General features: G+C 69.6%; 21 protein-coding genes. 15 read left to right on the top strand and 6 right to left on the bottom strand.

Going from position 1 to position 24,434, the window contains the following annotated elements; genetic code table 11:
• Positions 1-3 precede the first annotated feature (3 nt).
• Genes AC1RNC_RS19780 through AC1RNC_RS19770 form a run of 3 tightly spaced genes read left to right on the top strand, consistent with a single transcriptional unit; the run spans position 4 to position 2,711 of the window.
• Positions 4-1,389, top strand: a complete 1,386-nt coding sequence (locus AC1RNC_RS19780) for a zinc-binding metallopeptidase family protein (RefSeq protein ID WP_492888000.1) — start codon at positions 4-6, stop codon at positions 1,387-1,389.
• Positions 1,389-1,883 carry a flavin reductase family protein gene (locus AC1RNC_RS19775; protein ID WP_492887999.1) on the top strand — a complete coding sequence of 165 codons (495 nt, stop codon included), beginning with the start codon at positions 1,389-1,391 and terminating at the stop codon, positions 1,881-1,883. The genes AC1RNC_RS19780 and AC1RNC_RS19775 overlap by 1 nt, the downstream gene beginning before the upstream one ends.
• Positions 1,884-1,898: 15 nt before the next feature.
• Positions 1,899-2,711 (top strand): TauD/TfdA dioxygenase family protein, encoded by an 813-nt coding sequence (locus AC1RNC_RS19770; protein ID WP_492887998.1) that lies wholly within the window; start codon positions 1,899-1,901, stop codon positions 2,709-2,711.
• Between the two features lie 92 nt (positions 2,712-2,803).
• On the opposite strand, the gene AC1RNC_RS19765 is transcribed toward AC1RNC_RS19770, so the two are convergent.
• From AC1RNC_RS19765 to AC1RNC_RS19755, 3 genes are read right to left on the bottom strand one after another with little or no spacing between them, the layout of a single operon-like run.
• On the bottom strand, positions 2,804-3,289 hold the full coding sequence (locus AC1RNC_RS19765; RefSeq protein WP_492887997.1) for a VOC family protein: 486 nt from the start codon (positions 3,287-3,289) through the stop codon (positions 2,804-2,806).
• A 22-nt stretch (positions 3,290-3,311) separates the two neighbouring features.
• Positions 3,312-4,145 (bottom strand): oxidoreductase, encoded by an 834-nt coding sequence (locus tag AC1RNC_RS19760; protein WP_492887996.1) that lies wholly within the window; start codon positions 4,143-4,145, stop codon positions 3,312-3,314.
• 22 nt (positions 4,146-4,167) lie between these two features.
• The gene (locus tag AC1RNC_RS19755) at positions 4,168-5,025 is read right to left on the bottom strand and encodes a TauD/TfdA dioxygenase family protein (RefSeq protein WP_492887995.1); all 858 of its coding nucleotides are present in this window, start codon (positions 5,023-5,025) and stop codon (positions 4,168-4,170) included.
• 272 nt (positions 5,026-5,297) lie between these two features.
• Between AC1RNC_RS19755 and AC1RNC_RS19750 the strand changes: the two genes are divergently transcribed.
• From AC1RNC_RS19750 to AC1RNC_RS19700, 11 genes are all read left to right on the top strand, one after another.
• On the top strand, positions 5,298-6,521 hold the full coding sequence (locus AC1RNC_RS19750) for an aromatic ring-hydroxylating oxygenase subunit alpha (protein WP_492887994.1): 1,224 nt from the start codon (positions 5,298-5,300) through the stop codon (positions 6,519-6,521).
• Positions 6,518-7,309, top strand: coding sequence for a 4,5-DOPA-extradiol-dioxygenase (gene ygiD, locus AC1RNC_RS19745; protein WP_492887993.1), 792 nt, complete (start codon positions 6,518-6,520; stop codon positions 7,307-7,309). The genes AC1RNC_RS19750 and ygiD overlap by 4 nt, the downstream gene beginning before the upstream one ends.
• A gap of 13 nt (positions 7,310-7,322) precedes the next feature.
• The gene (locus tag AC1RNC_RS19740; protein WP_492887992.1) at positions 7,323-8,399 is read left to right on the top strand and encodes an acetamidase/formamidase family protein; all 1,077 of its coding nucleotides are present in this window, start codon (positions 7,323-7,325) and stop codon (positions 8,397-8,399) included.
• Positions 8,400-8,403: 4 nt separating this feature from the next.
• Positions 8,404-9,372, top strand: coding sequence for an AraC family transcriptional regulator (locus AC1RNC_RS19735; protein ID WP_492887991.1), 969 nt, complete (start codon positions 8,404-8,406; stop codon positions 9,370-9,372).
• A gap of 119 nt (positions 9,373-9,491) precedes the next feature.
• Complete coding sequence (locus tag AC1RNC_RS19730) at positions 9,492-10,655, top strand: patatin-like phospholipase family protein (protein WP_492887990.1); 1,164 nt, start codon at positions 9,492-9,494, stop codon at positions 10,653-10,655.
• A gap of 245 nt (positions 10,656-10,900) precedes the next feature.
• A complete protein-coding gene (locus AC1RNC_RS19725; protein WP_492887989.1) occupies positions 10,901-13,132 on the top strand; it encodes a TonB-dependent receptor in 2,232 nt (743 codons plus the stop codon).
• A 30-nt stretch (positions 13,133-13,162) separates the two neighbouring features.
• Complete coding sequence (locus AC1RNC_RS19720; RefSeq protein WP_492887988.1) at positions 13,163-14,128, top strand: alpha/beta fold hydrolase; 966 nt, start codon at positions 13,163-13,165, stop codon at positions 14,126-14,128.
• Between the two features lie 9 nt (positions 14,129-14,137).
• On the top strand, positions 14,138-15,490 hold the full coding sequence (locus tag AC1RNC_RS19715) for a tetratricopeptide repeat protein (protein ID WP_492887987.1): 1,353 nt from the start codon (positions 14,138-14,140) through the stop codon (positions 15,488-15,490).
• Positions 15,487-18,033 carry an ABC transporter substrate-binding protein gene (locus AC1RNC_RS19710; RefSeq protein WP_492887986.1) on the top strand — a complete coding sequence of 849 codons (2,547 nt, stop codon included), beginning with the start codon at positions 15,487-15,489 and terminating at the stop codon, positions 18,031-18,033. The genes AC1RNC_RS19715 and AC1RNC_RS19710 overlap by 4 nt, the downstream gene beginning before the upstream one ends.
• A complete protein-coding gene (locus AC1RNC_RS19705; protein WP_492887985.1) occupies positions 18,030-18,854 on the top strand; it encodes an ABC transporter permease in 825 nt (274 codons plus the stop codon). Before AC1RNC_RS19710 ends, AC1RNC_RS19705 begins: the two co-directional genes overlap by 4 nt.
• Positions 18,855-20,444, top strand: a complete 1,590-nt coding sequence (locus AC1RNC_RS19700) for a dipeptide ABC transporter ATP-binding protein (RefSeq protein ID WP_492887984.1) — start codon at positions 18,855-18,857, stop codon at positions 20,442-20,444.
• On the opposite strand, the gene AC1RNC_RS19695 is transcribed toward AC1RNC_RS19700, so the two are convergent.
• On the bottom strand, positions 20,441-21,430 hold the full coding sequence (locus tag AC1RNC_RS19695) for a P1 family peptidase (RefSeq protein WP_492887983.1): 990 nt from the start codon (positions 21,428-21,430) through the stop codon (positions 20,441-20,443). The genes AC1RNC_RS19700 and AC1RNC_RS19695 overlap by 4 nt on opposite strands.
• Positions 21,431-21,498: 68 nt before the next feature.
• Here AC1RNC_RS19695 and AC1RNC_RS19690 point away from each other — a divergent pair, with 68 nt between their 5' ends.
• Positions 21,499-22,923, top strand: a complete 1,425-nt coding sequence (locus tag AC1RNC_RS19690) for an amidase (protein ID WP_492887982.1) — start codon at positions 21,499-21,501, stop codon at positions 22,921-22,923.
• On the opposite strand, the gene AC1RNC_RS19685 is transcribed toward AC1RNC_RS19690, so the two are convergent.
• Both AC1RNC_RS19685 and AC1RNC_RS19680 read right to left on the bottom strand, forming a co-directional pair.
• A complete protein-coding gene (locus AC1RNC_RS19685; RefSeq protein ID WP_492887981.1) occupies positions 22,886-23,800 on the bottom strand; it encodes a 2-dehydro-3-deoxygalactonokinase in 915 nt (304 codons plus the stop codon). The two genes, AC1RNC_RS19690 and AC1RNC_RS19685, sit on opposite strands and share 38 nt — an antisense overlap.
• Complete coding sequence (locus tag AC1RNC_RS19680) at positions 23,800-24,426, bottom strand: 2-dehydro-3-deoxy-6-phosphogalactonate aldolase (RefSeq protein WP_492887980.1); 627 nt, start codon at positions 24,424-24,426, stop codon at positions 23,800-23,802. The genes AC1RNC_RS19685 and AC1RNC_RS19680 overlap by 1 nt, the downstream gene beginning before the upstream one ends.
• Between the last annotated feature and the right edge of the window lie 8 nt (positions 24,427-24,434).

The raw sequence follows: 24,434 nt of genomic DNA, 5'->3' as shown, positions 1-24,434 counted from the left end.
CCCATGGCCGATGGATTTCCGAACCTGGGCGCCAGCGCCCCCTACCAGGTCACCGAGGCTGATCGCGCGGCGATCGCCGCCGCCATCGACGAGGCCGAGATCGTCGAGCTGGCCCTGACCCTGGGCAATATTCCCGCGCCGTCCGGCAAGGAACTGGAGGTCGCCAACTACGTCCACGACTGGATGGCGCGCGAGGGCTTCTCGCCGCGCAAGGTCGGGGCGACGCCCGAGCGGCCCAACATCATCGGCACGCACGGCGGCAAGGGTGTGGGCAAGAACCTGCTGTTCACCGCTCACCTCGACACCGAGGCGCCGACCTGGAACCCCGACCTCGACGCCTACAAGTACAGCCCCGACACCCTGGCCAATCCCGAGTGGGAGAAGTGCTGGCTGGAGGACGGCAAGCTCTACGGCTACCCGATCGCCAACGATCGCGGGCCGATGAGCTGCTTTCTGATCGCGGCCAAGGCGCTGAAGAAGGCCGGCTATGAGCTGGCCGGCAAGATGTACCTGACCGCCTGTCCCGGCGAGATCGGCCCCGAGCCGATCGAGGAGCACCGCGGCGTGGCCTATATGGGCAAGGACATCGGGGCCCACTACCTGTTCCATCACGGCGGCGTCGCGCCCGACTACGCCATCGCCGCCGAGGGCTGCGACTTCGGCCTGACCTGGGTCGGCTGCGGCTATGCGGTGTTCCGGTTCCAGGTCTGGGGCGAGGGGGTCTTCACGCCGCTCCTGGAGCATCCGGCCACGGCGGCCCAGCACCCCAACCCGATCTACAAGATCGGCAAGCTGACCGAGGCCATCCACGCCTGGAGCGGCGAATACGAGAAGAAGAGCCGCTACGACAGTCCCGGCGGCGTGGCCCAGCCCAAGTCGCAGATCGCCTCGATCCGGGGCGGCATTCCCTATGCCTTCGGGGCGGGCACCGAACTGGTGAACCTCTATCTGGAGGTGGGGCTGACGCCCAAGCAGCGGGTGGCCGACGTCCAGCACGCGCTGGAGGCCATGGTCCGCGAGGCGGGCCTCGGCCGCATCGACATCGAGCCGGTCGTGGTGCGCCACGGCTTCGAGGCCGACGCCGGCGAGGTCGCGCCGCTGGTCGGCGCCGTGGACGTGGCCACCCAGCTGAGCCTCGGTCATCCGGTCACCCTGGCCAACCCGGTCTATTCCAGCATGTGGCGCGACCACAACGTCTTCAACATGCAACGGATTCCGGCGATCACCACCGGCTTCCGCCGCTGGCGGCCGACGCCGAAGGATCTGGTCGACAGCGCCCTCATCTACGCCCTGACGGCCCTGGCGATCTGCGGGCGCGCGGGCCCCGCCGAGGCCGCCAGGCGACCGGCCTCGGCGGTCTATCCCGACAACCCGTTCGGGGACGCGTGATGAGCGCCGCGCCTCGACACCACGCGCCGGAGCCGGCCGATTTCCGCAAGGCCATGGGCAGTTTCGCGGCGGGCGTGACGGTGGTCACCACCTGTCATGACGGCCGCCTGGTCGGCACGACGGTCAGCGCCTTCAGCTCGGTGTCGATGGACCCGCCGCTGGTCATGGTCTGCCTCAAGCGCGACAGCCGCACCCTGGCGGCGCTGAGCCAGGCGCGGGCGTTCTGCGTCAACATCCTGGCCCGGGAGCAGGGCGACCTGGCCTACCGTTTCGCCAAGAGCGGGGCCGACGACCGCTTCGCCCTCACGGCCGTCGAGGCCGGGATGTGTGGCGCGCCGCTGCTGGCCGGCTGCGTGACGGCCATCGAATGCGAACTGCGCGACGCCCACGACGGCGGCGATCACGAGATCCTGGTCGGACACGTGCTGCGCGTGGTGACCGACGAAACCAAGACGCCGCTCGTCTATGTGCGCGGCGGCTTTCTGAACGCATAGTTGGAGTTGCGCCGCATGGCCTACGACGTGCTCGACGTGAAACCCATGACCCGCCGGATCGGCGCGGAGATCTTCGGCGTCGACCTGGGCAAGCCGCTCTCGAACCGTCAGTTCGAAGAGATCCACCAGGCCCTGACCCAGCACCAGGTGATCTTTTTCCGAGACCAGGAGATGTCGCACGACGCCCACAAGGACTTCGGCCGCAAGTTCGGCGACCTAGCCATCCACTCGGGCGTGCCGGGCCTGCCGGAGCACCCGGAGATCGTGGCCATCCACGCCGACGCCGACTCCAAGTTCGTGGCCGGCGAGAACTGGCACTCCGACCTGACCTGCGATCCCGAGCCGCCGCTGGGCAGCATCCTCTACATGAAGGTCCTGCCCGACGACGGCGGCGACACCTGTTTCGCCAGCATGTACTGGGCCTATGACACCCTGTCGGACAAGATGAAGGCCTATCTGGAAGGCCTGTCGGCGGTGCACGACGCCAACCCGGTCTACAAGGCGATCTTCCCGGACATCGACCGCAAGTACAATTGCTCGACCCATCCGATCGTCCGCACCCACCCGGTCAGCGGCCGCAAGAGCCTGTTCGTCAATCCGTCCTACACGACCCACATCGAGGGCGTGTCGAAGGCCGAGAGCACGGCGATCCTGGGCTATCTCTACCAGCACGCCAGTAATCCGGACTTTCAGGTGCGGTTCCGCTGGAAGCCGAACTCGGTCGCCTTTTGGGACAACCGCTGCACCTGGCACCAGGCGATCTGGGACTATTTCCCCGACACCCGCACCGGCTATCGGGTGACGATCGCCGGCGACAAGCCGTTCTGATCACATCGTGCACGTAGCGCCGCCGTGCGAAACGGCGGCGCTTGGCGGCTTTGGAGCGGAACGCCGCGCCCAGGACGAGCGCGGCGGTTTGGCTATTCGCGGGTGAAGTCCGCCGGTACTTGCGGATCCGGACCCGCCTTGCCCCACAGGACGATCTCGTTGCCCCAGGGGTCGCGGAAGGCGTGGTTGTAGCCGTTGAATTCCTTCCAGTAGTGGTTCTTCCAGAGCACGGTCGCGCCCAGGTCCTCGGCGGTCCCCAGGATGCGGTCGGCGCTGTCGTCGTCGCTGATCAGCACCCAGACGCGGGGCTTGCGGCCTTCGGTGCTCAGCGCGCGGGGCTCGACGCCTTCGGGCTCTGGATGGGGGCGGGCGTTCGCGGCCTTGAAGATCCCCAGGTGCAGGTTGCCGATCTCGCTGTCGGTCCCGTCGGGCTTCTTGAAGAAGCCGCCTGGCACCATGCGGTGATAGACGCCCTCCGGGCGGGCGTCGTTCTGCCAGCCGAACACCTTGGCGTAGAAGTCGCCGGCGACGGAGGGGTCTTCGGAGGCCAGGTCGACGAAGATCAGGGTGTTGGTCAAGGCGTGCGCTCGCGTTCGGGGTTCAGGCGTCAAAGCCGGTGGAGAGGCTCAGGGTCTTCCAGGCGTCGATATCGGCGGCCAGGCCCTGGGCGGCGTAGCCGGCGTACTTCAGGGCGTCCTCGCCCAGCAGCAGGTGCATCGGCGGGGCCTCGGCGTCGGCGATGATCAGGATCGCCCGGGCCGCCTTGGCCGGATCGCCGGGTTCCTGGCCGGCATGGTCGGCCATGATCCGCTCGGCGTCGCGGGCGAGGCCGTCATAGTCGGAGAGCTTGTCGGCCACGACGATCTTGGAGCCCGTGGCGAAGTCCGTGCGCAGCCCGCCGGGCGCGACGTTGACGACCCGGATCCCGAGCTCCGCGACCTCCTGGGCCAGGGTCTGGGTCAGGCCCTCCAGCGCCCATTTGCTGGCGCAGTAGACGCCCGTGCCCGCCCAGACGGCCAGGCCCGAGACCGAGGTGATGTTGATGATCCGGCCCGCGCGGCGCGCGCGCATGGCCGGCAGGACGGCCTTCAGGACCGCGAGGGGCCCGAAGACATTGACCTCGAACTGGGCGCGAACCTCGTCCAGGGACGCCTCTTCGACCGCCCCGACCAGGCCATAGCCGGCGTTGTTGACCAGCACGTCGAGGGTCCCGGTCACGCTCTCGGCCTTGGCGACGGCGGCGGCGATGGCCGCCGTGTCGGTGACGTCCATGACGACGCCGTGGGCGCGGCCTGGCGCCAAGGCTTCAAAGGCGGCGACGGCCTCGGGCTTGCGCACCGTGCCGACGACGACGTCGCCCCGCTCCAGGGCGGCGCGGGCGATCTCGCGGCCCAGGCCGCCGGAGACGCCGGTGATCATCCAGGTCTTGGTCATGCCAACTCCACCGAAAGGGGGATCAGTAAGGCTTGTCGCCCTTCACCCAAAGGCGGTGCATGGTCCGGATGTACTTGGTGTCGTCGTACAGCGTGCCGGTGTGCAGGGTGCAGCGGTTGTCCCACATCAGCAGGTCGCCGACCCGCCACTTGTGGCGATAGACGAACCGCTCCTCGGTCATGAACTCGACCAGCTCGTCCAGCAGGGCCAGGCCCGCGGGGCCGGGCATGCCGATCACCTCGGTCACCGTGCCGGTCGAGGGCCACAGCGCCTTGCGGCCGTCGGCGGGGTGGGTGCGGATCAGCGGGTGCTCGACGTCGGGATTGGCCGCTTCCAGTTCGGGCGACAGGGTCTGCTGCTGGCCGAACTGGCGGGTGGCCATGAAGTGCTTGTAGCTGTGGTGCAGCCGCAGACCCTCCAGCATAGCCTGCTTGTCGGCGGGCAGGGCGTTCCAGGCCGCGCAGCCGTCCGCCAGCAGGGTGTCGGAGCCTTCGTCAGGCACCTCCACCGCATAGAGCATGGTCAGCATGACCGGCTCGGGCTTGTAGCTGTAGTCGGTGTGCCAGCCCACGCCGTCGTTGTGGGCGCCGATCGGCTGGCCGTCCACGAGGCGGTTGCTGAGGATGAAGATCTTCGGATAGCCCGGCAGGGTGAAGCGGGTCTGGGTGTGGTCCTCGGGATCGCCGAACCGGCCGATGAAGCGCATCAGGTCGTCCGGCGTCATCTTCTGGTCGCGCAGGGCGATGGCGCCATGGCGGTGGAAGGTGTCGACGACCTGGTCCAGGGCCGCGTCCGGGGTGGAGGCTAGGTCGATGCCGGAGATCTCGGCCCCGAAGCCCGGCTTCAGATCCTTGATGGCGATGTCTGCGGTCGGCGTCATGGCGTCCTCCGTGGGCGATGTCCACGACATGACCCTAGGCGCGGCGAGGGTGGCGGTCTTGTCTCAGCGCGCACGACAGCTTTCTTAGCGGGGCCAGGTTTGGTTCCGGATTAGGCGCCGGAAGCGTCGCCGGGGCGCCGAGCGCCCGCAAACCCGGCGTCGCGCCGTGGAGGACGGTTGCTGACCAACTCTTCGTGCGCGCTGAGGCAAGACCCGCTCACGGTGCGGTCCTAGCGTGATGGTCGACTTCCGCCCTTGCAGAGCGCTTCACAATGAGCCCGCGGCCGCCCCTTCTCAGCGACGTCTTCTTCGAGGGCCTTTCCCGCTCGATGCGGAACGTCGACACCGCCGAGACCCTGCCACCCGCCTGCTATGTCGACGCCGACTTCTACGAGTTCGAGAAGGAGGCGCTGTTCAATCACGAATGGCTGTGCGTGGGCCGCGTCGACTGGGTGAAAGAGCCCGGCGACTTCTTCACGACGCGGATCATCGGCGAGCCGATCATCGTCACGCGCAACCGCGACAACCAGATCAAGGCGATGTCGGCCGTCTGCCAGCACCGCGCCATGCTGGTGGCCGAGGGCAGGGGCAATACGCGCGGCTTCGTCTGCCCCTATCACCACTGGGTCTATTCGCTGAACGGCGACCTGGTGAACGCCCCGGCCATGGAGCGGACCTGCGAGTTCGACAAGAAGGCCGTCAAGCTCCCGACCTTCAAGGTCGAGGTCTGGCTGGGCTTCATCTTCATCAACTTCGACGCCGAGGCCCCGCCGCTGGCGCCGCGCCTGGCGGCCGTCGAGGCGGCCGTGGCCAACTACGACCTTTCGAACGCCGACGGCCTTTCGCCGCCGATGACCGGCCAGTTCGCCTGGAACTGGAAGGTGATGTTCGAGAACAACAACGACGGCTACCACGCCAGCAAGCTGCACCGGGGGCCGCTGCACGACTTCATTCCGAGCGAGCTGTGCAGCTTCCCCGAGGCGGGCGAGGGCGACGCCGGCTTCCTGCGCTACAACGGCACCCTGCACGCCGACGCCAGCTTCAACCCGACGCAGAAGGCGGTTCTGCCGGTCTTTCCGAACCTGACCGACGAGGACCGCAACCGCGCCACCTTCGCCAACATCCCGCCGACGCTGTCCCTGGTGATGACCAGCGACATGGTCATCTACCTGATCCTGCGCCCGACCGGTCCCGAGACCATGGAGCAGGACACCGGAATCCTCGTGGCGCCCGGCGCCACGGAGAGCCCCGGCTTCGAGGAGCGCCTCGAGATGATCATGACCTCGGCCGGCAAGATCATCGCCCAGGACATGCATGTCGACGAACTGGTCCAGCAGGGCCTGCGCTCGCGCTTCGCCATCCGGGGCCGCTACTCCTGGCAGGAGGGGGCGCAGGTGCAGTTCAACCGCTGGCTGACGCCGCGCTACCAGAAAACCTGGGCCGCCCTGAAAGCCGGCGACGCGCCCGCCCCTGCCAGTACGGAGGCCGCCGCATGAGCCGTCTGCCCGTTATCTTCTTCGGTCATGGCAGCCCGATGATCGCGCTGGAGACCAACGACACCACGCGGACCTGGAAGGCCATGGGCGACGCCGTCGGCAAGCCCAAGGCGATTCTCTGCGTCTCGGCCCACTGGCTGACGCGCGGGGTCGCGGTGACGGCCATGACCAGGCCCCGCACCATCCACGACTTCGGGGCGTCCTTTCCCAAGGCGCTGTTCGACCAGCAATACCCGGCGCCCGGCTCGCCCGAACTGGCCGCGCGGGTGCGCGAGGTCCTCAGTCCTACGCCTGTAACCCTGGACGAGAGTGGCTGGGGCCTGGACCACGGGACCTGGTCGGTGCTGGGTAAGGCGTTCCCGGACGCCGACGTGCCGGTGGTGCAACTCAGCATGGACGCGAGCAAGCCGCCCGCCTGGCATTACGAGATCGGCCAGCGCCTGGCGCCCCTGCGCGACGAGGGCGTGCTGATCGTCGGCACCGGCAACATCGTCCACAACCTGCCAGCCATGGACTGGGGCGACCGCAACTGCGCGCCCTACGACTGGTCGCGGCGTTTCAACGACTACATCAAGACCGCCATCGTCGAGGACGCCCCGCAGCGCGCCGTCGACTTCGAAAGCCAGGGCCAGGACGCCAAGCGCTCCGTGCCGACGCCCGACCACTACTGGCCGCTGCTCTACGTGCTGGGCGCGCGCCTGCCCGGCGACGTCCCGACCTTCGCCCCCGACCATATCGAGCACGGCTCGCTGAGCATGACCAGCGTGACGCTCGGCGCCGCAGCCTGACCCGGAGATCCCGATGCCCTTTATCTGCGAACCCGGCCAGACCCGCCCGGACGTCGTTCCCGGCGCCCTGCACACCCTGAAGGCCACGCCCACGAGCGTGCACTGGGGCTATTTCGATCCTTCGACGCCGCCGTCGCTGCGGATCAAGAGCGGGGACCTGGTCCAGGCCGAGGCGATCACCCACCACGCCGGCGACGCGCCCGAGCTGATGATGGACGAAGGCGTCACCCGGATCTTCAAGGAGATCCCAGAGGAAGACCGCAACCCGGGCGTGCACATCATGACCGGCCCCATCCATGTCGAGGGCGCCAAGCCTGGCGATGTGCTGGAGGTGCGCTACCTGCGCATGGTCCCGCGCAACAACTACGGCTCCAACCTCGCGGCCAACTGGGGCTATCTCTACAAGGAGTTCGGCGAGAAGGAGCGGGTGACGATCTACGAGCTGGATCCGAACACCAACACCGCCAGCGCCCTCTACGCCTACGACTTCGAGGGCAAGTACCTGATCCCAGGCACGGTCACCCATTGTCCCGAGTGCGACCGCCAGCCGGCCCTGAAGGGGATCCGGATCCCGGCCCGGCCTCACCTGGGCACCGCGGGCGTGGCGCCCGCCGTCGACGGTCGCGTCAGCACCATCCCGCCCGGCGAGCACGGCGGCAACATCGACAACTGGCGCATCGGGGCCGGCGCCACGATGTACTACACGGTGCAGGTCGACGGCGGCCTGTTCTCGATCGGCGACCCGCATGTCAGCCAGGGTGACGGCGAGCTGTCGGGCACGGCCATCGAGAGCTCGCTGAACGTCCTGATGCAGATCGTGCTGCGCAAGGATATCCAGACGCCCGGCCCGCTGCTGGAGACGCCCAAGTGGTGGATCGTCCACGGCTTCAACGAGGACCTGAACCTGGCCATGCGCGACGCCTCGACCAAGATGCTGAGCCTGCTCAGCGACCAGGTCGGCCTGTCCAAGAACGACGCCTATTCGCTGATGAGCGTGGCGGCCGACTTCGGGGTCACCCAGGTGGTCGACGGCACCCAGGGCTGTCACGTCAGGATCCCGCGCGACATCTTTCCAAAGCTCAAGGCATAGACCCATGAAGGCCTGGTCGTTCAGCACCGAAAGCCACCCCCGCGCCGAGCGCGCGGAGGCCTGGCGCGAGGCGATGAGCCGCCTGGGCCTGCCGATCGAGGGGCTGTCCGACAACGAGCCGGCGGCCGCGTCGGTCGTCTGCCTGACCTCGCCGCTGGGGATCGAATTCGCTCTGGTCGAGGCCGGCGCCCAGACGATCGCCGGCCGCCTCACGGCGCAACCGGCGGCGATCTGGCTGGCGGTCTTGCTGAATGGCGAAGCCACCCTGGTCACCGACGAGCTGGCGGTCAGCGTCGGGGCGGGCGACATCGCCTTCGGCCCGACGGGACAGGCGGCGGCCTTGCGGCTCGACACCCGCTCGCGGCTTCTGTTCGTCCGCGCGCCGCGCGTGGCGCTGGACCACCGGCTGATCCGGCCTTTCAACCTTCGGGTCGGCTGGCTGGATGGCTCCAAGGGCGTGCCGCGCATCCTCTCGGACCTGCTGCGCGCGACCGCCGAGGAGCTGGAGAACCTCTCTGTCGACCAACTGCGGCCGGTGGACCTGGCCTTTACGGAGTTTCTCGCGCAATGCTTGCTCGAGCAGGGGGCGGCGGTCTCCGACGCCTATGAGACGACGACCCCGACCGCGCACCTGCAGCGACTTTGCCAGACCATCGAGACCCTGTTGCCCGACGCCGAGCTGTCGCTGCGGCGCGTCGCGGACGAGGAGGGGGTCTCGCCGCGCTACGTGCAAAAGCTGTTCGCCTCGGCCAACGAGACCTTCAGCCACTATCTGCGCTCGCGTCGGCTGGAGCGGTGCCGGATCGATCTCGCCAGCCCCCAGCACGCCCGGCTGTCGATCTCGGAGATCTGCTTCCGCTGGGGGTTCAACGGCTCGGCCCACTTCAGCCGGGCCTTTCGCGAGCAGTACGGCCTGTCGCCCCGCGAGTTCAGGCAGGGCCGCGGCCATGCCGACGCCGAGGCCTTGAGCTGAGGCCGCCACCACCAAAGTGCTCCCGCTTTGACCTTGATCAAGTGATGCGCGCATAAGGTTGGGTTTCATCATTCCCGGGCGATGAAGCTTCGCTCTTGGACGCTCAAGGCGAGGCTGCGGTGTCGGATCACAAGTTTGATTGGCCGCAGTTTGACGAACTCTGGTCTCGCCGCCTGCCCGCGCCGTCATCGCCGCTGGCCCAACCCACCGGCTTCGCGGGCGTGCGACTGAGCTTCGAGGAAGCGGAAGTTTCGCTCCAGGCCGCCGCCGAACGCCTGGCGCTTCCCCATCCTCGGCTGGGCAGCGACGAGTTCAACGTGCTCGCGATCTCTGGCGGCGCCGCGGGCGGAGCCTATGGCGCCGGGGCCCTCGTGGGCCTTGGCCTGGCCGGCTACCGTCCCCGGTTCGATATCGTAACCGGGGTGAGCACGGGCGCCCTGATCGCGCCGTTCGCCTTTCTGGGCCCGGCGTGGGACGAGCGGTTGAAGGAGGCCTACACGGGGGGGCGCGCGGCCGAGCAGTTCCGGTGGACGGCGCTCGCGGGCGTGCTCCAGGGGGGGCTTATGACCGCCGAGAGCCTTGATGGCTTGATCGCTCCGTTCATCGACGAGGCCTTGGTCGCCGCCGTCGCCGCCGAGCATCGCCGCGACCGCCGCCTGCTGATCGCCACCACCGATCTCGACAGCCAACGCCCGGCCATCTGGGACATGGGCGAGATCGCGTGCCGGGGCGGATCCTCGGCCGTGGAGATGTTCCGGCTGGTTCTCGCCGCCTCGGCCAGCATGCCAGGCCTGTTTCCGCCGCGGCTGATCCGCTGCGAAGCGGACGGCGAACCCTTCGACGAACTGCATGTCGACGGCGGCGTCACCACGCCGCTGTTCATCCTGCCCGAGGCCCTGCTGCACTGGCTGCGGGTCGGCCGGCGACTGCGGCGCGGTCGCGTCTACGTCCTCATCAACACGGTGATCGACCCGTCGCCGCGCACGACATCACCGAGTTTGCCGGGTGTCCTGATCCGCAGCTTCGACACGATGCTGCGGGTCTCCTACCGTCAGGCGTTGAATGTCGTGACCACGTTCTGCATAGGCAACAACATCCCCTTGAGCGTCGCCTCGATCCCCGCCCGCCCGGCCACGACCGCCAACGGCGCCATGCTCGACTTCGACACTGAAGCCATGAAAGCCTCGTTCGAGGCCGGTCGCGCGGCCGCCGCGAAGGCGGGTTTCTGGGACACACCGGCGGTGCGCCTGGAGCCCTGGGAAAAGTTCTTGAACTCGCTATGACACCCCTCCGCCCGGGCGAAATTGCCGGCGACCGGTGACGAGGGGACCAGACTCGTCCCGAAGGCTACATCCCCGGCTTTCCGTTGAGGCTTGCCTCCGATCGGATTTTCCCCGCCTGTTGAACGGTGATTAGAGAAGCTTGGCCTCTGGGGAGGAAATCTCCATTTCAATTCCCATTGTTTCAGTAGGAATTTTGGTCCCGCAGAACCGGCGCATTCTCCCGGCGTCGACAAGGGGATAGAGCAGTGATCAAGCGTCTTCTTATCGGAACCGCCGCCGGGGCCTTGGGCGTGGCTTTCGCGGGCGCCGCGTGGGCCCAGGCCGGCGCCCAGGCTTCCGGCGACGCCGCCGTCGAGCAGGTGATCGTCACCGCCCAGCGCCGCGAGCAATCGGCCCAGGACGTTGGCGTCGCCCTGTCGGTGATCTCCGGCGAACAGCTGGTCGCGCGCGGCGTGGCCACGGTCAACCAGCTGCGGTACGCCACGCCGAGCCTGGAGATCACGCCCCAGTTCGGCAGCGGCCAGCCCAGCTTCCGCCTGCGCGGCGTCGGTTTCGACGACTACGCGTCCAACAACTCCTCGACCGTCGGCGTCAGCGTCGACGAGGTGGCCTATCCGATCCAGGCCCAGACCCAGGGCCTGCTGTTCGACATCGCCCGCGTGGAAGTGCTGCGCGGCCCGCAGGGCACGCTGTACGGCCGCAACACCACCGGCGGCGCGATCAACTTCATCACCAACCGGCCGACCAACAGCCTGGCCGCCGGCGTGACCGCCGAATACGACAACAACGACGCGTTCAAGGCCGAGGGCTACGTGTCCGGACCGCTCGGCGACACGCTCAGTGGCCGCCTGGCCTTCGTCACCGACCAAGGCGGCGCCTGGCAGAAGAACCGCGCCACGGGTCAGAAGCTGGGCGACAAGGACACCAGCTCGGTGCGCGGCCAACTGGCCTGGACGCCGAACGACAAGGCCGACGTCCTGCTCAGCGTCCATGCCGGTTACGACAAGTCCGAGCCGACCGGCCTCTATCTGTTCAATCCGCTGGGCTACAATGCCAGCCTGGCGACCATTCCGGCCGACAGCAGCCGCAAGAACACCGGCTGGGGCGGCTCGGCCGCCTTCGCGACGCTGACCGGCATCGCCGCGAACGCCAAGCCATTCCATGACACCAAGAGCAGCGGCGTCTCCCTGCGCGCCCACGGCGAGACCGGCGGCGTCGACCTGGTGTCGATCACGTCCTACGAAAAGCTGCACCGCAAGGAATACAACGACTGGGACGCCTCCCAGTACGCCTATGCCGGGACCTATTTCGACACCGACGCCAAGGTGTTCTCACAGGAGCTGCGGGCCTCGTCGAAGACCGAAGGCCCGCTGCAATGGCTGGTCGGCGGCTACTATTCGCGCGAAACCATCGATGAGGCCTTCTATTCGGACTTCTACCAGTCGCTGCTGTTCGACACCCGCACGACCTACAGCCAGAAGGTCCGCTCGGCCTCGTTGTTCGGCCAGGTGGAATACGCGCTCAGCGACAGGCTGAAACTGGTGGCCGGCCTGCGCGGCGAGGATGAAAAGCGCCAGCAGTTCGACTTCGTCACCGCCGGCGTCTTCGCCCCCGGCGCGCCGCCGACCAACTTCAGTCCGACCGACGATAAGTCGCTGAAGAACAAGTCCGTGACCGGCAAGCTGGCCCTTGAGTACAAGCCGGTCGATGGCGTGCTGCTCTATGCCAGCGTCAGCAAGGGCACGAAGTCGGGCGGCTTCACCTCTTACAATCGTGGCGACGCCGCGGCCGTCGACGGCTTCAAGCCCGAGACCCTGTGGGCCTACGAGAGCGGGTTCAAGTCCAGCTTCGCGGCCAACACCGTCCAGCTGAATGGCTCGGTCTTCTATTACGACTACAAGGACCAGCAGGTTCAGTCGGCGATCTACGACATCAACAACGGCCCGATCGGCGCCATCGTCAACGCTCAGAAGTCGCACCTGTACGGCGGCGAGCTGGAGCTGACCTGGCGCCCGGTCCGCTCCTTACGGATCGGCCAGTCGCTGGGCTACAAGACCGGCAAGTTCGACAGGTATCTGAACGACCTGGATATCCCCGCCAGCGTCGCGGCCAAGCACGCCGTCTTTATCGACCGCACCGGGGCCAAGGTCGGCTTCCCGCCGCTCAGCTACGGCGGCGACGTGTCCTATACCTGGGCCGTCGGCGACTACGAGGTCGAGGCGCAGGGCGACTACGCCTTCCACGACAAGACCAAGCCGCTGCTGCTGGGGTCGCGCTACGATGTTGACTCGTACTGGCTGGCCAACGCCAGCGTGACCCTGTCGCCCGCCAAGGGGCCGTGGGCGCTGACTGCCTTCGCCAAGAACGTCTTCAACACCAAGTACGACCTGACGCGGAACTTCTTCCTGCCGCTGATCGACATCGCCGCGCCCGGCCAGCCCGCCACCTATGGCGTTCGCGTCAACTACGCTTTCTAGTCAGGCAACGACCGCCCTGGAGCGTTGAACATGTTGAAGACCTTGTTGCTGATCCTGGGCGGCCTCGTTGGCCTGGTCGTCCTCGCGGGCCTCGTCGGCTGGCTGCTGCTGCGCGGCCCCGACATTCCCTACGAAACCCTGGAAGCCAAGTACGCCACCAAGGCCTCGCGCTATGCCGATCTGCCCGGCGGCGTGCGGTTGCACTACAAGGACGAGGGCAAGGCCGATGGGCCGCTGCTCGTCTTGGTCCACGGCTTTGGCGATTCGCATTTCTCGTGGGAGGGCTGGGTCGCCCGGCTCGGCGATCGCTATCGGATCATCACCATCGACCTGCCGGGTCACGGCCTGACGCGCGCCCCCGTGGGCTATGTCGCCTCGGCCGATGGCTTCGCCGACCTGGTCGACGCCCTGGCGGCCAAGGAGGACCTTCCCAAGTTCGCCATCGCCGGCAATTCGATGGGCGGCGGCGTGGCCTGGCAGGTGGCGGCGCGCCATCCGGACCGCGTGAACGGCCTGATCCTGGTCGACGCCGCCGGCTGGCCCTCCACGAGCCTGAAGAAGCCGCCCCTGGCCTTCAAGCTGCTGAAGTATTCGTGGGGCCGCGCCTTCCTGCGCTCGATCGACAACAAGCCGCTGATCCGCTCGGGTCTGCGCGGCGAGGTCGGGGATCCGACCGTGATCACCGACGCCCTCATCGATCGCTGGGCCGAGCTGCAGCGCGCCCCAGGTCACCGCGCCATCCTGATGTCGATCCAGCCCGGCAAGCACAGCCAGGCGACCAAGGAGGTCCTCTCGACCATCAAGGTCCCGACCTTGGTCTTGTGGGGCGAGATCGACCCGCTGATCGAGGTGGCCGGCGCCCACAAGTTCGTCGAGGCGATCCCAGGCGCCAGGCTGATCGTCTATCCGAAGGTTGGGCACCTGCCGCAGGTCGAGATGCCGCAACGCTCAGCTGACGATACGGCCGCCTTCCTCGCCGAGGCTGGCGTCCGCTAGAGTACCCTTATGCGTAGCGACTATCTCGGCAATCCGGTGAGCCCGACGTCCGACGCCGCCCTGGCGGCCGTCGACACCTTCGTCGACGGCTTTCTCAGCTATGAGACGCGGGCGGCCGAGGTGATCGGCGCGGCCGAGGCGTATCCGGAGAGCGTGCTGCTGAACGCCTATGCCGCGACGCTGTGGCTGCTGCTCGAAGCGCCCGAGGCCGCCGACCGCGCCGCGCCCTACCTGGCCCGCGCCCGAGCGGCGGTGGGCCAGGCCCATCCCCGCGAACAGGCCTTCGTCGCGTTCGTGACGGCGTGGTCGGCCGACGACATCCCCGGCGCCCTGGCCATCGCCGACACGATCCTGGCGGCCTGGCCGCGTGACCTGCTGGTGCTGAAGCTCGCGCAGTATCATCACTTCAACCGCGGCGACTTCCCGGCCATGCTGCGGGCGGCCAGCGCCGTCCTGCCGGCCGCCGAGGACGTGGCCCAGCTGCACGGCATGCTGGCCTTCGCCTATGAGCAGTGTCATCTGCTGGACGAGGCCGAAGCCGCCGCGCGGCGCGCCCTGGCCCTGAAGCGCAAGGAGCCCTGGGCCCAGCACGCCCTGGCCCACGTGATGCTGACCCAAGGCCGCGTCGCCGAGGGCGTCGCGTTCCTGGAAGGCGTGCGCGACACCTGGACCGACCTCAACTCGTTCATGGATACCCACCTCTGGTGGCACCTGGCGCTGTTCTATCTGAGCCAGGGCCGGTTCGGCGCCGCCCTCGCCCTCTATGACGACCATGTCTGGGGACAGGAGAAGGACTATTCCCAGGACCAGGTCGGGGCGGTGTCGCTGCTGGCCCGACTGGAGCTGGCCGGCGTCGACGTCGGCGACCGCTGGGATGACGTGGCCAATCGCCTGGCCGCGCGCGCTGACGACGTGGTCCAGCCGTTCCTGACCCTGCAGTATCTCTACGGCCTGGCCCGCGCCGGTCGGCCGCAGGCCGACGCCCTGCTGGCCGCCGTGCGCCGCGCGGCGCTGGACGCCCCCGACCATGTCCGCGAGACTTGGCGCGAGGTGGCCTTGCCCGCCGCCGAGGGGCTGGTCGCCCACACGCGGGGCGACCATCCGAGCGCCCTGCGTGGCCTGCGCGCCGCCCTGCCGCGCCTGGCCGAGATCGGCGGCAGCCACGCCCAGCGCGATCTCTTCGAACAATTGATCCTCGACGCCCTGATCCGGGCCGACCGCCTGTCGGAAGCTCAGCAGGCGCTGGAGCTGCGGCGCGGCTTCGATCCCGACGGCGTCCCGCTCAATCGCGCCCTGGCGAGAGTCTATGACCGCCTGGGCCTGCCCGCCGAGGCAGCCAAGGCCCGGGCGCGCATCGCGTGAAGCTCCGCGCCCTTCTCGGTCTGGCGGCGGCCTGCCTGTTGGCGTTCGCGCCCGTCGCCCATGCCGCGCCCAAGGACACGCTGACGGTCGCGCTGCAGTTGGAGCCGCCCAACCTCGACCCCACATCCGGCGCGGCGGTGGCGACCGACGAGGTGGTCTACGGCAACGTCTTCGAAGGCCTCGTCCGCCTCGACGCGCAAGGCGCGGTCAAGCCGTTGCTGGCGACCTGGTGGGAGGTGTCGCCCGACGGCCTGACCTACACCTTCCACCTCCGCGACGGCGTGCGGTTCCAGGACGGAACGCCCTTCGACGCCGGCATCGTCAAGTTCAGCCTGGAGCGCGCGCTCGGCCCGGCCTCGACCAATGTCCAGAAACAGGCGCTGAGCGTTATCCGTCAGGTCGAGGTCGTCGACCCGCGCACGGTGCGCCTGCGTCTCTCGAGCCCCGACAGCAACCTGCTCTACACCCTGGCCTGGGGCGACAGCGTGATGGTCTCGCCCAAGTCGGCAGGGAGTCTCGCCACCGCCCCGGTGGGCACCGGCCCGTTCAGGTTCGCCAGCTGGCGACGCGGCGACACCGTGACCGTGGTCCGCGACGACGGCTACTGGGGCCAGCCCGCCAAGCTGCGCCAGGTGAAGTTCAAGTTCATCGCCGATCCGGCGGCGGCCTATGCGGCGATCAAGACCCATGAGGTCGACGCCTTCCCTGACTATCCAGCCCCGGAAAACCTGGCCCAGCTGCGCGCCGATCCGGCCCTGAAGGTGGTCACCGCCTCCAGCGAGGGCGAGGTGATCCTGGCGATCAACAATCGCGCCGGCCCGCTGGCCGACCTGCGGGTGCGCCGCGCCCTGCAATACGCCCTGGACCGGCGGGCGATCATCGACGGGGCGATGTACGGCTATGGGACGCCGATCGGCAGCCACTTTCCGCCGCAGAACGCGGCCTATGTCGACCTGACCGGCTTCTATCCGCACGACATCGCCAAGGCCAAGGCGCTGCTGGCGCAGGCCGGCTACCCCAACGGCCTCGACCTGAGCCTGAAACTGCCGCCGCCCAACTACGCGCGCCGCGGCGGCGAGATCGTCGCCGCCCAGCTGGCCCTGGCCGGTGTCCGCGTGAAGATCGAGAACATCGAGTGGGCCCAGTGGCTGGACCAGGTTTATGGCCGCCACGCGTTCGACCTGACCATCGTCAGCCACGCCGAACCGATGGACTACGCCATCTATGACAAGGCCGATTACTATTTCGGCTATCATAGCGACGCCTTCCACGGCCTGATGGAAGCCTTGAAGGGCGCGACCGACGAGGGCCAGCGGGCGGCGATCCTGGGCCAGATCCAGCGCCGGATCGCCGAGGACGCGGTCAACGGCTTCCTGTTCCAGTTCCCGCGCCTGGGCGTGTTCGACGCGCGGCTGAAGGACTTCTGGGTCAATTCGCCGACCCAGACCATCGACCTGCGCGCGGCGTCGTTCGACGGCGTCGGCGGGGCGGAAGCCATCGCCAGCGACAAGGCCGGTCCGGCCGGCGCGATCGTCGGCGCCGTCCTGACGCTCGCCGTGGTCGCCGGCCTGGCCTTGCTCGCCGCCCGCTTCGGGGCGGCCTATCTGGGCGGTCGGGCGGTGGTGATGGTCCTGACCCTGCTGGCCGCCAGCGTCGTGGTCTTCGCGATCATCCAGGTCGCGCCGGGGGATCCGGCCGCCTACATGCTGGGCCTCAACGCCAGTCCCGAGGCCGTGGCCAACCTGCGCCAGCAGATGGGGCTCGAAGGCCCTCCGGCGCAGCGCTATCTCACCTGGCTGCTGGGGATGCTGCGCGGCGACCTGGGCGTCAGCTACACCTACCAGACCCCGGTCGCGGCCCTGGTCGCCGAGCGTATCGGCGTTTCGCTGCCTCTGGCCCTGTTGGCCCTGATCCTGTCGGTCGTGGTCGGCGCGCCGGTCGGCGCCCTGGCGGCCGCGCGGCGGGGCAAGGGGAGCGACACGATCGTCATGGGCCTGACCCAGGTAGGCGTGGCCGTGCCGAACTTCTGGTTCGCCGTGCTGCTGGTCATGGTGTTCTCGATCGGTCTGCGCTGGGTGTCCGCCGGCGGCTTTCCCGGCTGGGACGCGGGCCTGGTCCCGGCGCTCAAGGCCCTGGCCCTGCCAGCCATCGCCCTGGCCGCGCCGCAAGCCGCGATCATCGCCCGCGTCACCCGCTCGGCCCTGATCGACACCCTGGCCGAGGACTACATGCGCACCGCCCGCGCCAAGGGGCTGACGGCGAGCCAAGCCCTGTGGCGGCACGGCCTGCCCAACGCCCTGATCCCGCTGCTCACCATCCTGGGCCTGCAGTTCCCCTTCCTCTTGGCCGGCGGGGTGATCATCGAGAACGTGTTCTTCCTGCCGGGGCTGGGGCGTCTGGTGCTGCAGGCCATCGCCCAGCGCGACCTGATCGTGGTGCAGGGCGTGGTCATGCTGCTGGTCTTCGCCGTGGTGGCCACCAACTTCCTGGTCGACGTGGCCTATGTGCTGGTCGATCCCCGCCTGCGGAGGCGCGGATCATGAGCCGGTCCCGCCTTTCGCCAACCCTGATCGTCGGCGGCGTGATCGGCATCGCTTTCGTCGTGGCCGCGCTGCTGTCGCTGGTCTGGACGCCCTACGACGTCGCCAGCTTCGACATCGACCACCGTTTGCAGGGACCCTCGGCCGCCCACTGGCTGGGCCTGGATCACTTCGGCCGCGACGTGGCCTCGATGATCCTGCTGGGCGCTCGCAACGCCCTGTCGGTCTCGCTGGTGGCCGTGCTGCTGGGCGCGGGCGTCGGCGTGCCGCTGGGCCTGCTGGCCGCGGCCCGTCGAGGTGTCGTCGACGAGCTGGTCATGCGCGCCTCGGACGTGGTCTTCGCCTTCCCGGCCCTGATCCTGGCCATCCTGATCACAGCCGTCCTGGGCCCCGGCGCGATCAACGCCGTGATCGCCATCGGCGTCTTCAACGTTCCGGTCTTCGCCCGCCTGACCCGAGGCTCGGCCCTAAGCCTCTGGACCCGTGACTACGTTCTGGCCGCCCGCGCGGCCGGCAAGGGCGCGACGCGGATCTCGATCGAGCACATCGCGCCAGGATTATTCAGCATACTGATCGTACAGGCGACCTTACAGTTCTCGCTGGGCGTCATCGCCGAGGCGGGGCTTTCGTACGTCGGTCTCGGCGCCCAGCCGCCCGCCGCCAGCTGGGGCAAGATGCTGGCCGACGCCCAGACCCTGGTCGCGGTCGCGCCGCTGCAGGCGATCTTCCCGGGCCTGGCCATCGTCATCACCGTGCTGGGCCTGAACCTGCTGGGCGACGGCCTGCGCGACCGCCTCGACCCGCGCCTGGGCGAGGACCGCTAGATGGCCTTGCTCGAGATCCAGGACCTGAAGCTGGCGCTGGGCGACCAGCCGATCCTGCGCGGCCTGTCGCTGACGCTGGAGGCTGGTCAGGTGCTGGGCGTGGTCGGCGAGTCCGGTTCGGGCAAGTCGATCACGGCCCTCTCGATCCTGGGCCTGCCGCCGCGCGGGGCGCGGGTCGAGGGCGCGATCCGGTTCGAGGGCCGCGACCTCGTCGGCCTGTCCGACGCGGAACTGTCGCGCCTGCGCGGCGACCGCATCGGCATCGTGTTCCAGGAGCCGATGACGGCCCTGAACCCGGTCATGACCATCGGCGCCCAGGTGGCCGAGGTCGTGCGCCTGCACCGCAAGGCCTCGCGCGCCGAGGCCAACGCCGCCGCCCGCGAGACGCTGGATCGCGTGGGCCTCGCCGACATCCCCCTGACCCGCTATCCGCACGAGCTGTCGGGCGGCCAGCGCCAGCGGGCAGCCATCGCCATCGCAGTTGTTTTGTCGCCCCGCCTGCTGATCGCCGATGAGCCGACCACGGCGCTGGACGTCACCACCCAGGCCGAGATCCTCAAGCTGCTGCGCCATCTGGTGCGCGAGGACGGCGCGGCCCTGATCCTGATCAGCCACGACCTGGCCCTGGTCGCCGAGGCCGCCGACCACGTGGCGGTGATGAAGGACGGCCAGATCGTCGAGCAGGGCGAGACCGGCGCCGTCTTCAAGGCCCTGACCCATCCCTACACCCGGGCCCTGGCCGCCGACGCCGAGCGAATGCCGGTCCGGACCCGGAGGCCGGACGCCGGGGCCGCCCCGATCCTGGAAGCGCGCGGGGTGGTCCGCGACTATCCCGGCCAGCGCGGCTTCCTCCGCGCCGGCCCGCCGGTCCGCGCTCTACGGGGCGTCTCCCTGGAGATCCGTCCGGGCGAGATCGTCGGGCTGGTCGGCGAGTCCGGCAGCGGCAAGTCGACCCTGCTGCGGACCCTTCTGGCCCTGGATCCCGTGCAGGGCGGCGAGGTGCGTCTGGCTGGCGAGCCCTTCACGCCAGCCTCGCCGCGCCGCCGCCGCCGCGCGATCCAGCTGGTCTTTCAGGACCCGAACGGCAGTCTCGACCCGCGCTGGACGGTCGAGCGGCTGGTGGCCGAGCCGTTGCACCTGCTGGACGCCAGGCTCTCGCCCCCGGAACACCGCGCCAGGGTCGAGGCCGTGTTGGCCAAGGTCGGGCTGCCGGCCGAGGCCGCCGATCGCTATCCGCACCAGTTCAGCGGCGGCCAACGCCAGCGCATCGCCATCGCCCGCGCCCTGATCGTCGAGCCCGACGTCATCGCGCTGGACGAGGCGGTCTCGGCCCTCGACGTCACCGTCCGCGCCGAGGTGTTGGACCTGCTGGCGCGGCTCTCCGACGACCTGGGCGTGGCCTATCTGTTCGTGACCCACGACTTGGGCGTGGCGCGCGGCCTGACCGATCGGCTGCTGGTCATGCGCGAGGGCGAGATCGTCGAGGCGGGACCGACCGCCGAGCTCTTCGTCGCGCCGAAACATCCGTATACGGCGCAACTGATCGCCGCGACGCCGAATCTGGCCCGAGCGCTAGCCGCCCGCGGCTAGCCGCGCGCGGCGTGGACCCCTCGGGCGATGGCCCGGGCCAGGCAGTCGCCCGCCGCCGAGCCCAGTCGCGCCAGGCGATGGGCGCGCGCCTCCGTCCCGAGCGCCACCGCTCCCGAAGCGGCCGCGAACACCACGTCGCCGTCGAATGGCGTGTGGGCGGGGCGCACGGCGCGTGACAGGCCGTCCTGGGCCATCATCGCCAGGCGCTTGCACTCGCCGGCGGTGAGGTCGGCGTTCACCGCCACGACGGCCAGGGTGGTGTTCGCGCCTGGCGTCAGGCGGCCTTGGTCGGCCAGTCGCGACTCGTCCGGCATGGGCTCGACCGCCCCCGCCGGTCCCGTGGGAACACGGCCGCCGAACTCGCCGTCGATCTCGAACGGCCAAGCCCAGAAGGTCTCGCCGTCGGGCATGAGCACCGAGCCCACCGGGTTGGCGGCGACCAGCGCCCCGACCTTCAGGCCGTCTCCCAGGTCCAGCGAGGCCGAGCCCAGGCCGCCCTGGACCAGGCCGGCCCGCGCGCCGCGTCCGGCCCCGACCGCGCCCAATGCGAAGGCTTCGCCGGCCGCCTCGAAGGCCGCCAGGCCCAGACGCCGATAGGGCGGATCCATCTCCCAGGCCTTGTCGCCCCCATTGGCCAGGTCGTAGAGCACCGCGCCGGCCACGATCGGGGTCCGGGGCGTATCCGGTCTCAGCAGGAAGCCCTCGCCCGCCCGCGACAGGGCGGCGGTCACGCCGTCGGCGGCGGCCAGGCCGAAGACCGATCCGCCGCTGAAGGTCAGGGCGTGCAGCCGGGAGTAACCGTTCTCGGGCGACAGGGCAGCGGTCTCGCGCACGCCTGGCCCGCCGCCGCGCACGTCGACGCCGGCTATCCAGCCGCCCGGAAAGCGCACGACGGTCACGCCGCTGCGCGCCGCCTCGTCCGTGGCGTTGCCGACCGTCAGGCCAGGCACATCGGTGAGCAGATTGCGCGGACCAGGTCGAAGCAAGGCGATGTCCTTCCAAGGATTCGCCCGCACTCTAGCGAAGCCGCCCCCGCCGGGCCTAGTCTTCCCGCATGAGCGAGCTTCCTGATCTGACCGCCGTCGAACTCTCCCGGCTCTATGGCGACGGGAGCCTCTCGCCGGTCGAGGTGACGACGGCGGTGCTGGCGCGGATCGAGGCCTGGGAACCGGACCTCGCGGCGACCTGGGCGCTGGACGCGAAAGGCGCGCTGGCGGCCGCCCGCGCGTCCGAGGAACGCTGGCGGCGCGGCGAAGCGCTGAGCGCATTGGATGGCGCGCCCTTGACGATCAAGGAACTGATCGCCACCCAAGGCGTACCCAAGCCGATTGGCTCGGCCGCGTCCGACCTGGTCCCCGAGCCGGTCGACGCCCCGCCCGCCGCCCGCCTGCGCGAAGCCGGCGCGGTGATCCTGGCCAAGACCACCAATCCCGACTTCGGCATGCTGTCGTCGGGCCTGTCGAGCTTCCACGCCCTGTCGCGCAATCCCTGGGACCTGGCCAAGACGCCCGGCGGCTCCAGCGCGGGCGCCGGGACGGCCGCCGCGGCGGCCTATGGACCGCTGCACATCGGCACCGACATCGGCGGCTCCATCCGCCTGCCGGCCGGCTGGTGCGGGATCTTCGGCTTCAAGCCCAGCAACGGCCGGATCCCGATCGACCCGCCCTATATCGGCCGTTGCGCCGGCCCGATGACCCGCACGGTCGAGGACGCGGCCCTGGCCATGACCGTGCTCTCCGCGCCCGACGGACGCGATCACATGAGCCTGCAGCCTGCGGACATCGCCTGGACCGACCTCGACATCGATCTGAAGGGCCTGCGGATCGGCCTGATGCTGGACGCCGGCGTCGGCCTGCCGGTCGAGCCCGAGGTCGCCGAGGCGGTGACCGCCGCCGCCCGGACCTTCGAAGCCGCCGGCGCGATCGTCGAGCCGTTCGCGCCTTACCTGACGCGCGAGATGCTGGACGGGCTGGATCTCTTCTGGCGCACGCGGTCGCTGAGCGACCTGGACGCCCTGCCGCCGGAGCGGGCCGAGCGCTGCCTGCCCTACATCCTGGACTGGGCCCGGGCGGCGCGCGGGGCCGACGGACTGTCGGTCTATCGCGGCTTCAACCAGATCCAGCGCATGCGCGAGGCGGGCGCCAAGGCCTTCCAGCCGTTCGACTTCCTGCTCTCGCCGACCGCGCCCATGCCGGCCTTCGACGCGCATCTGCCGTCGCCGACCAACGACCCGGCCCGGCCGTTCGAGCACATCGGCTTCACCGTCGCCTTCAACATGACCGAGCAGCCCGCGGCCTCGATCAACTGCGGCTACACCGCTCAGGGCCTGCCGATCGGGCTGCAGATCGTGGGGCGGCGCTTCGACGACCTGGGGGTCCTGCGCCTGTCGCGCGCCTACGAACGGCTACGGCCGGTGCAGAGCCCCTGGCCGACCAGGCCGTTCAATGACAGCCGGCCTGGGTCGACGCCAAGCGCCTGAGCCCCGCCAGTACGCAGACTTCGCCGCCGAGGGCTGTGCTCTCCACCCGTTGTGCGCCCAGGGCGACGCCATAGCGGTCGCTGAGGCCGCTGGCTCCGACCAGAATCACGCGCTTTGCCTCGAAGGCCGCGGCGCCTTCGGTGACCTCGGTTCCGATCGTCAGGCCCGACAGGAAACCCCGCGCCCAGGCGCCGCTGCGGCCCTCGCGCAGCTGGGCGCTTCGGGCTTCGAACAGGGCGCTCAGCAGATGGCCCGCGCGGGCGCGCTCCAGGCCATGGGCGAAGCCGGCCGCCTCGTGCTCGGCGTTCTCGGCGGCGTCCGCGCCCAGCAGCAGGCTGGAGCGGGTCGAGAGCAGGGCGAAGAGCTCGCCGGTCAGGAAGGTCTGGAAGCGCACGATGCGGCCGTCCCGCGCCTGGCACCACTTGCCGTGGGTTCCAGGCAGCACGAACACCTGCTCGCCCTCGGCGAGCTCGGGATGCAGGGCCATGGCCCCAAACACCTGGGTCTCCTCGCCGCGCATCACGTCCGGCGCGCCGCTGGGGGCGATCCCGGCCACTCCCGGCGCGACCTCGACCAAGAGGCCGTCCAGCGTCACGGTGGCGGTCTGGCGGACCCAGTCATCGACGCCGGCGGGACATTCGACATAAGGAGCCTCGACCACGCCGGTGCGCGAGCCGGCCATGCCGGCCAGCACGACGCGCGACAGACCGCGCCGCGCGCGCCAAGTGGCGACCGCGCCCAGCAGGGTCTCGGCGGGCGAGGCGCTGAGCGCGCCGATGCCGGGGCCCTCTACCGACTCCAGCTGGGTGTCGCCGTCGTAGAGGCCCAGACGCAGGCGGCTGGTGCCCCAGTCACCAAAAGCGATGAGGTCAGCCATCAGGCGCTGGCCTTCCAGGCGGCGACGAAGGCGTCCGCGGCGATGCGCACTTCGGCCGCTGTCTTCCCCGGCTTGTAGAGCGCCGAGCCCAGGCCAAAGCCGTTGGCGCCGGCCGCGCGCCAGGTCGCCACGTTGCCGGGCTCGACTCCGCCCACCGGGAAGACCGGAGTCGTCCTCGGCAGCACCGCCTTCATCGCCTTCAGCATGGCCGGACCCGCGGCCTCGGCCGGGAACAGCTTCAGGGCGTCGGCCCCGGCGGCGATGGCCGTGAAGGCCTCGCTGGGCGTGTAGAAGGCCGGGAACGAGATCAGGCCCGCGGCCTTGGCCTCGGCGATCACGGCGACGTCAGTGTTGGGCGAGATGATGATCTGGCCGCCGGCCCCCGCGACGTCGCGCACGGCCTGGGCGGTCAGCACGGTTCCAGCGCCGACGATGGCGCGGTCGCCGAGCGCGTCACGCAGGCGACGGATGCTGTCCAGCGGCGAGGGCGAGTTCAGCGGCACCTCCAGGCAGAGAAAGCCGGCGGCGACCAGGGCCTCACCGACCTCGATCGACTCGTCGGGCGTCAGGCCGCGCAGGATCGCCACCAGGGGAAGAGTCGTCAGGACGTCGGTCCAGGCGCTCATGCGCTCAG

The sequence above is a fragment of the Caulobacter sp. GW822-FHT01G02 genome (genome assembly GCF_058802865.1).
The sequence above is the reverse complement of the archived record's forward strand: the minus strand, read 5'-3'. Positions and strand labels throughout refer to the sequence as shown.